Origin of the sequence: Nocardia sp. NPDC049737 (assembly GCF_040674755.1) — a bacterium.
Taxonomy (GTDB): Bacteria; Actinomycetota; Actinomycetes; order Mycobacteriales; family Mycobacteriaceae; genus Nocardia.
Genome location: NZ_JBFANH010000004.1, coordinates 351,947 through 363,877, shown reverse-complemented (window position 1 = coordinate 363,877; position 11,931 = coordinate 351,947). Strand labels below are relative to the sequence as shown.

The following is an 11,931-nucleotide window of genomic DNA, read 5'->3' as shown; positions in this document are numbered from 1 at the left end:
GCGCCGTAATCCCGGCACAACACGCTGTAGGCGCGTACTTGGTCGGCGGGTCCTGGTTAGCGCAGGTGCTCACGCTGAGAATTCCCGGTTCTCGACCGGGGGCGTCCTGCGCCGATATCAGCGCGGCGCCGCTCGCGTGCCGGAGATTGCCATCACGGGGTGAGGTTCAGGTCCTTCGTGCGGGGCTGCAGACTGGTTGGCAATGAAACTGCCCGAGCTTCCTGATCTGCCCGTGCGTGCCGCGCTCGACCGCATTGTCGCGACATTGACCGAGCGTGGCACCGCCGTATTGGTCGCGCCGCCCGGAACCGGGAAGACGACATTGGTGCCGCTGGCGTTGGAGACTCTCGGGCGGGTGGTGGTGGCCGAGCCTCGCCGTTTGGCGGCGCGAGCCGCGGCCGGACGGATGGCCGCGTTGTTGGGTGAGTCGGTAGGGGAGACGGTCGGGTATTCGGTCCGGGGAGATCGGCGGGTCAGTGCCCGGACCCGGATCGAGGTTGTCACGTCCGGGTTGCTGGTGCGGCGGTTGCAGGGCGATCCGGAGTTGGCGGGCGCGGATGTCGTTGTCCTCGACGAATGTCATGAGCGGCATCTCGACGCGGACCTGCTCTTGGCCCTGCTGCTGGATGCGCGGGCCGGATTGCGGCCGGATCTGCGAGTGCTCGCTACATCGGCAACTGTTGCGGCCGGACGTCTTTCGGTGCTACTGGGTGATGCGCCGGTGGTGGAAGTGCAGGGGCGGGCCTATCCGGTGGACACGGCGTATGTTCCGTCGTTGCCGAGGGAGCGCAGCGAAGCGCAGGTGGCCCGTGCTACACGGGCGGCGCTGGTCGGGGGCGACGGGGATGTGCTGGTCTTCCTACCCGGAGCAGCCGAAATCCGCCGGACCATGGATCTTTTGGCTGATGCAGACGTGGATCTGGTTCCATTGCACGGCAGGCTTTCCACTGCCGGGCAGGATATTGCGTTGCGGCCGGGCCCTCGGCGACGCGTCGTGTTGTCTACCGCGGTGGCCGAATCGAGTTTGACGGTGCCGGGGGTACGCGCCGTGGTGGATTCGGGGCTGGCTCGCGTGCCGCGTATCGATCGGGGACGTGGGTTGTCCGGCCTTGCGACAGTTCGCGTTTCGGCTGCGGTCGCCGAGCAACGGGCTGGGCGCGCGGGACGCGAGGCTCCGGGGAAGGTATGGCGCTGCTGGCCGGAGTACGAGAACGGCACCCTGTCCGCCTATCCGGAGCCGGAGATTCGCACGGCGGATCTGACGCGTCTCGCATTGGAGCTCGCGTGTTGGGGAACACCCGATGGCCATGGCCTCGCGTGGTGGGACGCACCGCCGCAGGGCGGATTGGCCGCTGGCCGAGATGTGTTGCGCGCGTTGGGAGCCGTGACCGAAGCGGGGGAGGTCACTGAGCGCGGTCGACACATGGCACGAGTCGGATTGCATCCCCGATTGGCTCGAGCGCTGCTCGACGGTGCCGCCGAGGTCGGCACCCGGGCGGCGGCGGAAGTTGTCGCGGTCCTCGACGATGACACCCTCGTGTCCGGCGTCGATCTCGTGGCCGGTCTGCGCGCGTTGCGGCGTGAGCGGCCACCGCGCTGGCGGCGGGAGGTCGAGCGTCTGTCCCGGCTGGTCGACGCGACGGATGGTGACGACGATCCGGCTTTCGTTATCGCACTGGCACATCCGGAGCGGCTGGCACGGCGACGTAGTCCTGGCTCGGCGAGCTATCTGATGGCCGGAGGCACGGCGGTGACCCTGCCTCCGGGTTCCGGATTGAGTGACGCGGAGTGGCTGGCGGTCGCGGTGGCGACACGCGATCCGGGTCGTTCCGACGGGCAGATCCGGTCGGCCGCGGTGGCCGACGAAAAGCTCGCGCGCCGTGCGGCATCGAATCTTTTGGAGCTCGCGGACGAGGTGGATTGGATCGACGGTGACGTGGTTGCCCGCCGGGTCGAACGTCTGGGCGCGATCATGTTGTCGGAGCGACAAATTCGTGATCCAGATCTCCAACTGCTCAGTGCGGCAGTGCGAAGCGGGCTGAGCTCGATCGGACTTGCTCTGCTGCACTGGGATTCCGACGCGGTCGCCCTCCGTCAACGCCTTGACTTCCTATACCGCACACTCGATGCGCCCTGGCCGCCGGTCGACGACGAATCACTGCTTACCGATGCCGACTCCTGGCTCGGCCCCGAACTCGCCGCCGCACGCCGCCGCGCCGACCTCGAACGCATCGACGCGGGGCAGGCATTGCGTCGCCTGCTGCCGTGGCCCGATGCCGCGCGCATGGACGAACTCGCGCCGGAACGCCTGCCAGTGCCATCCGGCAGTCGCGTCCGTCTCGATTACTCGACCGATCCGCCGGTGCTCGCGATCAAGGTGCAGGAAGTGTTCGGCTGGACGCAGACACCGTCGCTGGCCGATGGGCGAGTCCCGATCGTGCTGCACCTGCTCTCACCCGCCCAACGCCCCGTCGCGATCACTGCGGATCTGGCGTCGTTCTGGCGCACCGGATGGCCGCAGGTCCGCAGCGACCTGCGCGGTCGCTACCCCAAGCACGCGTGGCCGGAGGACCCCACCAGCGTGCCCGCTCACCGCGGCACCGCCCGTAACGCCGGCTAGGTCCCGACGCATCAGTCCGGCGAATTCGCGTCTGCCGCAATGCGGCTCGCGAGGACGGCGGCCTGGCTGTGGTCGACGTCGCGGGTGGCGGTCAACAGCACAGTCGGCGATCATCGATTCAATCAATGATTGAATCGATGATGGGAACGTGGTTGACTACGGTCATGGTGGAACAGGCAGCCACGGCGGGCACACGCGAGCGGCTATTGCTGGCCGCCGAGCGACTCTTGCTGACCGAGCGGTACGACGATGTCTCGGTGCGGGCGATCTGCGCGGCGGCCGGGGCCAATCCCGCCGCGGTGCACTATCACTTCGGCTCGAAGGAAGCGCTGGTCGCGGCGTTGCTGGAGGATCGGCTCGGGTCATTGTGGGCCGAACGGCTAACCGAGGTGACGGTCGCACACGGTTCGGTGTCGACGCTGGTGGACGCGGTGATCGAGCCGTTCATCGGATTGGCGGCCGATCCGGTCGGGCGGCTGCACCTGCGGCTGCTGGCCCAATTCGTACTCGGTCGGCACCCGACGATGTGGCATCGGCACTGGTTCCGCATGGACACCTGGGTCGGTTTGTTGCCGCAGCTGAGCGAACGCGAGAGTCGGCGGCGCTGGGGATTGGCATTCGACCTGATCATCGTGCAGTTCGGCGGCATCGGCACTGGGGAGCGTGAACTGTCGGACGAGGCGGTGCGCACATTGCGCGATTTCGTGGTCGCCGGACTGACCGCGGCAGGAGAGAAATGACGAACGACGTATTCGCACCGACGACGCTCGGCCCGATCACCTTGCGCAACAGGGTGATCAAGGCCGCCACCTTCGAGGGACGAACACCGGAGGCACTGGTCACCGACGATCTGATCGACTTCCATCGGGAAATCGCGGCTGGCGGAGTGGGTATGACGACGGTCGCCTACTGCGCGATATCGCCGGGCGGTCGCACCGACCGGCACCAGATCTGGATGCGCCCGGAAGCCGTCGCGGGACTGCGCAAGCTCACTGATGCCGTACACGCCGAAGGTGCCGCCGCCAGCGCCCAGATCGGCCATGCGGGGCCGGTGGCCAATGCCGCATCCAATCGTGCACCCGCGCTGGCGCCGAGCCGAATGTTCAGCCCACTCGGTATGCGTCCCATGCATGTTCCGGACTTATCCGAAATCGCCACGGTCATAGCCGACTACGCGAATGCCGCGCGACTGGCCGAGCAGGCAGGCTTCGATGCGGTCGAAATCCATTTCGGCCACAACTATTTGGTGAGTTCGTTCCTGAGTCCGCTGCTGAATCGGCGCAAGGATCGATACGGCGGATCCCCGGTCAACCGCGCCCGCCTCGCTCGTGAGGTCGCACTTGCCGTGCGCGAGGCCGTCGGCGACCGCCTGGCCGTAACCGCGAAGCTGAATATGGAAGACGGTGTGCGCGGCGGACTTTCGCTCCCGGCGTCATTGCAGGTGGCCGCCTGGCTGGAATCGGACGGCGCACTGGACGCCTTGGAACTCACCGCAGGCAGCTCCCTGCTCAACCCGATGCTCCTGTTCCACGGCAGCGCCCCACGCAAGGAATTCGCGAAAGTCCTTCCCGCACCGGCACGCTGGGGCTTTCGCCTGATGGGCCGCGTTTTCCTTCGCGAATACCCGTACCACGACGCCTACCTACTGGATCGCGCCCGCCAGTTCCGCAGCGAACTATCGATGCCACTGATCCTATTGGGCGGCATAACCGACCTCGACACGATGCGCACGGCAATGGCCGAGGGCTTCGAATTCGTAGCCATGGGCCGCGCCCTCCTCCGCGAACCAGACCTCCTGCTCCGAATCCGAGCCGATCAAGCCACCCGATCAGCCTGCATCCACTGCAACGAATGCATGCCCACCATCTACACCCGCACCCACTGCCCCCTCGTCTGACAACTGGCCGAGAATGTATTGGTGGCGGGCCGAGTCGAGATTTGCCGCCACCGATACATGGTGATCGGGTGTCCAGGTTCCAGGACCGAATCGCGGCCTGAATTAACGTGGCGGTGCTACAGCTTGTAGCCGATTTGGCGCAGTAGTTGTTTGCGGGCTTCTTTGTCGGTGGGGCCTTCGACGCCGAGTGGCGCACCGCCGTCGACAACTCCGATGATTCCGCGTCCCAATTCGGTCTCGGCAATCAAGACTTCGACCGGGTTTGCCGTGGCACAGAAGATTCCACAAACTTCGGGAACCTGTCGTACCGCATTGAGGACATTTACCGGATAACCCTCACGTAGGAAAACAATGAACGAATGTCCCGCGCCGACCGCGACGGCGTTCTTGGTGGCGAGCTCGGTCAGATCGTCGTCATTGCCGGAGGTCCGGATCAGCCGCGGCCCGGACGCCTCCGCGAATGCCAACCCGAAACGCAGATGCGGACTGGTCCCGACCAGCGCCTCGTGCAGGTCCTCGACCGCCTTGATGAAGTGGGCCTGCCCGATGATGACGTTGAGATCGTCCGGTTTATCGATGTGTACCGAAGTCAGCTCCATCGAACTATCCTGCGCCGCATTCGAGTCTGTGCGCCAGGGCGACACGCCCGTCCCTTCCAGGCGCGCAGTACCCCTGGTACCAGGAAAAGTGGGCTATGTCGGATTTGTCGAGTACGTTGCGAGGCGATGAACACAAGGAGTTCGCGGATGAGGGCGGCAGTGCGCGGTCACGCACGACCAGCGGCACCGAGCGGGCACATTACGGTGTACATGCCGGTTGACCACGCTGTAAGCCGTTGTCGCTGTTCGGGGTTCGGCGGCGTGGGCGCGGTTGCGGTGGGCGGTCGGTGTCGATGCCAAGTACGGTGTCGGGATGCCGTGTTGATATCGAAACGCGGGGGAGTTCGAAACGAGAATGTGTCGAAGTATGTATTTTGAGCTATCCCGTGGCCTGCGAAAAGCGGTCGGCGGTACCGCGCTGGCCGGACTCCTTATGGTGGCCGGATGCGGCACGGACACCGACAAACACTCTGCGGAGCCCAGCATCACCGCGGCCGCCGCGCACACCGACCAGCAGCACCTATCCGTCACTGTGCCGGGCACGCTGGCAGCCGGTTTCCAGGAACTGCAGTTGAGTGTGCACGGCAAGCTGGGCATGGCGATCATGCCGGTCGGCGGCGAGAAGATGGTGACCTTCGGCGACTGGACCACCGGACCCGCCTGGTCGACGATGAAGGTGCCGCTGGTCATCGCTTCGCAGCGCAAGAGTTCGGCGAGCTCGAGCTACGCGGCGAAGGCGGCGATCACCCAGTCCGATAACGCCGCGGCCGATACCCTCTGGCAGTCGCTCGGCACCGGCCAGGAGGCGGCCAAGGCGGTCGAGGCAGTGCTGCGCGAGGGCGGCGATACCAAGACCACGGTGCCCGCCACCAAGACACGCTCCGATGCCTCCGCATTCGGACAGGCGGATTGGGCGCTCACCGAACAGGTTCGGTTCGCGTCCCGGCTGCCATGCCTATCGCAGAGCTCGGACGTGATCGATCTGATGGAACAGATCACCTCGAGTCAGCGCTGGGGCCTCGGCGAACTCGAGGGCGCGGAATTCAAAGGTGGTTGGGGGCCCGACACCTCGGGCTCCTATCTGGTCCGCCAATTCGGTCTGATCCAGGGACCGGCCGGTCAGATCGCGGTCGCTATTGCCATCCAACCCGATTCGGGCAGCTTCTCCGAGGGAACGAACATCCTGGACCGGCTCGCCACAGTGATCTCCCAACACCTCGACGAATTCTCCGGCGGCAGCTGTTCCTGATCCCGTCGAGTCGGCACCCTCAGGTTCGCGCGGCGGCCCAGTGGGCGCGCACACTTGATCGGGTAACGGTGGCACCCGAGAATCCCGACTAATGGGTGAGATCGCCGGACCACGACCGTAGGGCGGTTCGGCGAGGTGGAGGTAACGGGGTGGACGAAACGCAGTCGCGGGCCGGTACGCGATTCGGACCCTACGAATTGCGTGCGCTACTGGGCCGCGGCGGGATGGGGGAGGTCTACGAGGCGTACGACACGGTAAAGGACCGCCTGGTCGCGGTCAAACTGCTGCCCATGGCGCTGGCCGACGATCCGCGGTTCCAGCAGCGATTTCGGCACGAGTCGCGGGTCGCCGCGCGGCTGGCCGAACCGCACGTCATTCCGATCCACGACTGGGGCGAGCTCGACGGTGTGCTCTATATCGACATGCGGCTGGTCCGTGGCAGCGATCTGCGCTCGGTGCTGCGCGAGAAGGGGCCGCTGAGCCCCACCCGCGCGGTCGGCATCATCGAACAGGTCGCGGCCGCATTGGATGCCGCGCATGCCGGGGGTTTGGTGCATCGCGACGTCAAACCCGCCAATATCCTGGTCACTCCTTCGGATTTCGCGTACCTCGCGGACTTCGGCATCGCCCGTTCCGAGCGCGACCCCAGCGTCACCGCGACCGGCCAAGCCATCGGCTCCTACAGCTATATCGCGCCGGAACGATTCGACACCGCACCGATCGGCGGCACCGCCGATGTTTACTCCCTGGCCTGCGTACTGTTCGAATGCCTCACCGGCACACAGCCTTTCCCAGTCGACGGGATGAGTTCGCTGATCCGAGCCCACCTCTCGACACCGCCGCCCCGCCCGACCACCAAACGAGCCGGACTGCCGGGCGCACTGGACGAGGTCATCTCCCGCGGCATGGCCAAGGAACCAGCCGATCGCTATCCATCGGCCGGTGCACTTGCCTCAGCAGCCAGAGCCGCAGTCTCGGGCACGTCGTCCGTGCCGAACTCGGACTTGCCCACCAGCCAGATCTCGAAGCACACCCCCGCCCCAGCGACCATCATCTTCCCGACCTTCGGACCGGAATCGCCAGTCGCGCGCCAATCGCCGAGCTGGCCGCAACAGTCGGGCGGGTCACAGTCAGCAGGAGACCAACAGCAATCTGGTGGATCGCACCAGTCGGGCGGCCCGCTGCAGGCAGGTGCTCCGCAGCAGTCGGGTCGGTCGCAGCAGTCGAGCAGGTCGCCGTCAGCAGGTGATCTGCAGCAAGCAGGCGGTTCGCCGCAGTTGGTTCCGTCGCCTTCGACAGATGGGGCACAGCAGTCCGCTGGATCGCCACAGTTGGGTGGGCCGCAGCAGGCAGGTGGCCCGCCACCGGCGGTTGGTCCACGGCAGCTAGCTGGTTCGCAGTCGGCAGGTGGTCTGCAGCCTTCGGGAAATTCGCAGCAATTAGGTGACCAGCAGCAGTCAGTGGCGTGGCGGGCGGGCGGTGCGGCGTCGGCGCCTGGGCCACAGCGAGCAGGCGTGCAGCAGTCGGCAGGTGGTCCGTGGGCGGGTGGCCAGCAGCAGGCGAGTGGCCAGCCGCTAGGGAGCGGTTCGCAATTATCGAACAGGTCTCGATCGCATATCGGGCAACAGTCCACCAGCAGACCGGAGCAGACAACCGGGCTGGAGCCGACGCTCGTGCCCGAGTATCCATGGGATCCGACGCGCCGCGACATTCCACCGCACGACGCGACGACCGAGGCGTTGTCGAGAACCGTCGGCATGCCGATGCCGCAATCCGAAGCACCGGATCCGTCGGATCCGACACCCGTGCCTGCGCGTCGATCGATGCGCATCGTCTGGATCGGCGCGGTGCTCGTTGTTCTGGCGATCGGGGGCGTTGTCGGCTGGCAGGTGCGCAACAGCGCCGAGCATTCTGGCCAACCGACCACCACGACCATGCCCGCGCACCTGCCAGCCGGTGCGAAACCGTGTGCCCAGCTGTATCCGGCGCTGGGCCGCTTCACTTCGTCCGCGATCGGCACCACCGTCACCAGTTGCGCCTTCGCCGAGGAGGTGCGCAAGGCGTATGCCAATGGCGGTGACAGCGCCATTACCGACCGATCGGTAATGGCGCACAGCCCGATCAACAATCGGGATTACAAGATGAATTGCACGGCCGGTGATCAGTTCGCGACCTGTAGCGGTGGGGAGAACGCCATCGTCTATGTGTATTGAGTCGTAGCCGTTACCCGGTGTTCACGGGGGTGCGGCCGCGTCATCGCGCGAAGCGGGGCAAGATATTCGCCATGCGCATCGGAGTGTTGACCGGAGGCGGCGACTGTCCAGGACTGAACGCGGTCATCCGTGCCGTCGTTCGCACCGCGAACGGACGCTACGGCGACGCGATCATCGGCTTCCAGGACGGTTGGCGCGGACTACTCGAAGACCGAAAAATCACCATTCAGAACGACGATCGCACCGACCGCCTGCTCACCAAGGGCGGCACGATGCTCGGCACCGCACGCACCAACCCCGACAAACTGCTTGCCGGACTCGACCAGATCAAACGCACCCTCGACGACAACGGGATCGAGGCACTGATCCCGATCGGCGGCGAGGGCACGCTCACCGCCGCGAGCTGGCTGTCCGATGAGGGCGTCCCGGTGGTCGGTGTCCCGAAGACCATCGATAACGACATCGACTGCACCGACGTCACTTTCGGCCACGACACGGCGCTGTCCATCGCCTCCGAGGCCATCGACCGGCTGCACACCACCGCGGAATCGCACCAGCGCGTCATGCTGGTCGAGGTGATGGGCCGCCACGCGGGCTGGATCGCAATCAACTCGGGTGTGGCGGCGGGCGCGCACCTCACACTGGTCCCCGAGGTGCCCTTCGATGTGGACGAGGTGTGCTCGATGATCAAACGCCGCTTCCAGCGCGGCGATAAGCACTTCATCTGCGTGGTCGCCGAGGGTGCGCACCCCGCACCCGATTCCGGATTCGCACTGCGCGAGGGTGGCATCGACGAATTCGGCCACGAACGGTTCACCGGCGTCGCGCAGCAGCTCGGCACCGAAATCGAGCGACGCATCGGCAAAGAGGTCCGCACCACGGTGCTCGGCCACGTGCAACGCGGCGGCAGTCCGACCCCGTACGACCGGGTGCTGGCCACCCGCTTCGGTCTGCACGCCGCCGAGGCGGTACATGCCGGACAATTCGGCCAAATGGTTGCTCTGCACGGCACTTCCATCGAATTGGTTCCGTTGTCCGAGGCCACCAAGCAGCTCAAGCGGGTGCCCGCCGAGCGCTACCGCGAAGCGGAGGCATTTTTCGGTTGATTCCGGCGGTTGTTGCACAATCGAGACCTGCCGAATTACTTGTCGCACAGCTACTCTGGTCGTCGTGGCTCAACTCCAGGTATCCGACCTGCCCACCGATGCTGTTGCCGTATTCCGCCGCCGTGCTCGCGTCGCGGGCATATCGATCGAAGCTCAGCTCCGTCAGGAACTGATCGCGATGGCGCGCAGGCGAACTTCCGTGGACACGATCGTGGAATTCCTGGAAGCCCAGGGCCGCGATCTGACCCCGGAATTCGACTCCGACGCCGTAACCCTCATCCAGGTCTACGATCTGCCCGCCGACGCCCTCGGCATGTTCGGCCGCCGCGCCCGCGCCGCCGAACTTCCCCTGGGCGCCTACGTCCGCCGTGAACTCCTCGCCATTGCCCGCCGCGGCGGCATCTCCGACGCGATGCTGGAATTCCAAGAGGCGCAAGAAGACGACCCCACCCTCGAACTCGACATGGACGCAATCGCCGCCGCAGTCCGGTACGCCCGCGGCGCCTGACCGTCAGCGATCCGCTGGAATCTTTGGGCCGCCGAAACGGCGATTGCCTGGAATGGAAGCGATTGTCGCGTCGGTTCGACTCGCGTGATGGGTATCAGCATTGCCCCGCATTCCGTCCGTGCGGGCTGCCCGTTGTCGGTCGAGGTGGTCGAACGGTCGGTGGTCAAGATCAGAGAACGACTATATGACTACCGTCGGCGGACGGGCGACTGCGCGGGCGGGGCGACAGTGGTGCCGGGAAGTGGCGGGAATGCTGGTGTGGACCGGACCGTTGTGCGCGCCCGAGTTTCGTCCGAATTGTCGGCGCGGATCGGTAGTGTTGCGGCATGCGCACTGGGCGATGGCTCGTCTCGGTTCTGGTCCTGATCGTCGCGTTGGTTGCGGGGTGTTCGTCGGATAAAGACGAGACACGCTCGCTCACAGGGGATTGGCACGGGTCCATCGAGGTGCCCGGTGCGCCGTTGGCGGTCGGGGTGAGTTTCGCCGATAACGGCAGCGCCACCATCGACATCCCGTCCCAAGGTGTGAGCGGCGCACAGCTGAAAGATGTTTCCGCCGAACCGGATAGGGTGGCCTTCGCGATTCCGAACACTCCGGGCGATCCCGTGTTCGAGGGCAAGTTCGACAAGGGTGCCGACCGGATCAGCGGTGAGTTCCGACAAGCGGGCCAGAGCCTGCCGTTGTCGCTCGAGCCCGGCAAGATCGGGGCGTCCGCACATCCGCAGGAGCCGAAACCGCCGTACCCCTATCGCTCCGAAGACGTCACCTACCGCAACGGTGATATCACCATCGCGGGCACGCTGACCCTGCCCGAGGGCAACGGTCCCTTCCCGGCGATTCTGATGATCTCCGGCAGCGGCCCGCAGGACCGCGACGAAGAACTCATGGGCCACAAGCCTTTCCTGCTGCTGGCCGACACCTTTACCCGCGCGGGCTATGCCGTACTGCGCACCGATGACCGCGGCGTCGGCGGCACCAGTGGCAAACTCGACGACGCCACCTACAACGGTCTCGCCGATGACGCGACGGCCGGCGTGCGCTTCCTACACGCCCGCCCGGATATCGACCCGGCCCGCGTCGGACTTTTCGGCCACAGCGAGGGCGGCTACCTCGCGCCCCTGGTGGCATCGCGTCCCGACAGCGGCGTCGCTTTCGCGATCCTGATGGCTGGTCCCTCGGTACCGGGTTGGGAGGTGCTGATCGAGCAGAACCGCGCACTGCTCAGCGCGGCCGGCGCACCGCAGTCCCGAATCGATGATCAGGTCACCTACATCACCGACTGGACCAACCTGATCCGCTCCGGTGACCTGGCCGCCGCCAAGGATCTCGCGAACCGCCACAACGAATCGCTCCCTCCGGACCAGCGCGCCTCCGCGGAAACCCTCGACGCCTACAACACCACCTATATGGCGTCCTTCATCACCTACGATCCGGCCCCCGCGCTCTCCGCCCTGCGTATCCCGGTCCTCGCCTTCTTCGGCACCAAGGACAAGCAGGTCCTCGCCACCCAGAACGAACAACCGATGCGCGAGCGCCTGGCCGCCGACCCGGACGCCACCGTCCACGTCTTCCCTGACCTCAACCACCTCATGCAACCCGCCGACTCCGGCCTCCCCAGCGAATACACCGGCATCGAAACCACCATCGCCCCCGACGTCCTCACCTACACCACCACCTGGCTCGCCCAACACACCCAACCCCGCTGACCGAACCGTCCGTCCAGAGCGCTACCGCACATC

At 66.0% G+C, this 11,931-nt stretch carries 9 protein-coding genes; 8 read left to right on the top strand and 1 reads right to left on the bottom strand.

Going from position 1 to position 11,931, the window contains the following annotated elements; genetic code table 11:
* The first annotated feature begins 202 nt into the window (after positions 1–202).
* The 3 genes from hrpB to AB0J47_RS08435 all read left to right on the top strand — a co-directional run bounded on the left by hrpB (position 203) and on the right by AB0J47_RS08435 (position 4,517).
* Positions 203–2,620 carry an ATP-dependent helicase HrpB gene (hrpB, locus tag AB0J47_RS08445; protein ID WP_364341950.1) on the top strand — a complete coding sequence of 806 codons (2,418 nt, stop codon included), beginning with the start codon at positions 203–205 and terminating at the stop codon, positions 2,618–2,620.
* Between the two features lie 164 nt (positions 2,621–2,784).
* Positions 2,785–3,360 carry a TetR family transcriptional regulator gene (locus AB0J47_RS08440; protein ID WP_364341948.1) on the top strand — a complete coding sequence of 192 codons (576 nt, stop codon included), beginning with the start codon at positions 2,785–2,787 and terminating at the stop codon, positions 3,358–3,360.
* On the top strand, positions 3,357–4,517 hold the full coding sequence (locus AB0J47_RS08435) for an NADH:flavin oxidoreductase (RefSeq protein WP_364341946.1): 1,161 nt from the start codon (positions 3,357–3,359) through the stop codon (positions 4,515–4,517). The genes AB0J47_RS08440 and AB0J47_RS08435 overlap by 4 nt, the downstream gene beginning before the upstream one ends.
* Before the next feature lie 116 nt (positions 4,518–4,633).
* Here AB0J47_RS08435 and AB0J47_RS08430 read toward each other — a convergent pair whose 3' ends face one another.
* Positions 4,634–5,116: an adenosine-specific kinase gene (locus AB0J47_RS08430; protein ID WP_364341944.1), complete on the bottom strand. Its 483-nt coding sequence runs from the start codon at positions 5,114–5,116 to the stop codon at positions 4,634–4,636.
* 367 nt (positions 5,117–5,483) lie between these two features.
* Here AB0J47_RS08430 and AB0J47_RS08425 point away from each other — a divergent pair, with 367 nt between their 5' ends.
* The 5 genes from AB0J47_RS08425 to AB0J47_RS08405 all read left to right on the top strand — a co-directional run bounded on the left by AB0J47_RS08425 (position 5,484) and on the right by AB0J47_RS08405 (position 11,898).
* The gene (locus AB0J47_RS08425) at positions 5,484–6,365 is read left to right on the top strand and encodes a hypothetical protein (protein ID WP_364341942.1); all 882 of its coding nucleotides are present in this window, start codon (positions 5,484–5,486) and stop codon (positions 6,363–6,365) included.
* A 149-nt stretch (positions 6,366–6,514) separates the two neighbouring features.
* The gene (locus AB0J47_RS08420) at positions 6,515–8,578 is read left to right on the top strand and encodes a protein kinase (protein WP_364341940.1); all 2,064 of its coding nucleotides are present in this window, start codon (positions 6,515–6,517) and stop codon (positions 8,576–8,578) included.
* 71 nt (positions 8,579–8,649) lie between these two features.
* Positions 8,650–9,684 carry an ATP-dependent 6-phosphofructokinase gene (locus AB0J47_RS08415; RefSeq protein WP_364341939.1) on the top strand — a complete coding sequence of 345 codons (1,035 nt, stop codon included), beginning with the start codon at positions 8,650–8,652 and terminating at the stop codon, positions 9,682–9,684.
* Positions 9,685–9,748: 64 nt separating this feature from the next.
* Complete coding sequence (locus AB0J47_RS08410) at positions 9,749–10,192, top strand: hypothetical protein (RefSeq protein WP_364341937.1); 444 nt, start codon at positions 9,749–9,751, stop codon at positions 10,190–10,192.
* Positions 10,193–10,518: 326 nt separating this feature from the next.
* Positions 10,519–11,898, top strand: coding sequence for an alpha/beta fold hydrolase (locus tag AB0J47_RS08405; protein ID WP_364341935.1), 1,380 nt, complete (start codon positions 10,519–10,521; stop codon positions 11,896–11,898).
* Positions 11,899–11,931 lie beyond the last annotated feature (33 nt).

Coding starts and splice junctions, on each gene's coding strand:
- hrpB (WP_364341950.1), top strand. CDS start 203: ATGAAACTGCCCGAGCTTCCTGATCTGCCCGTGCGTGCCGCGCTCGAC.
- AB0J47_RS08440 (WP_364341948.1), top strand. CDS start 2,785: ATGGTGGAACAGGCAGCCACGGCGGGCACACGCGAGCGGCTATTGCTG.
- AB0J47_RS08435 (WP_364341946.1), top strand. CDS start 3,357: ATGACGAACGACGTATTCGCACCGACGACGCTCGGCCCGATCACCTTG.
- AB0J47_RS08430 (WP_364341944.1), bottom strand. CDS start 5,116: ATGGAGCTGACTTCGGTACACATCGATAAACCGGACGATCTCAACGTC.
- AB0J47_RS08425 (WP_364341942.1), top strand. CDS start 5,484: ATGTATTTTGAGCTATCCCGTGGCCTGCGAAAAGCGGTCGGCGGTACC.
- AB0J47_RS08415 (WP_364341939.1), top strand. CDS start 8,650: ATGCGCATCGGAGTGTTGACCGGAGGCGGCGACTGTCCAGGACTGAAC.
- AB0J47_RS08405 (WP_364341935.1), top strand. CDS start 10,519: ATGCGCACTGGGCGATGGCTCGTCTCGGTTCTGGTCCTGATCGTCGCG.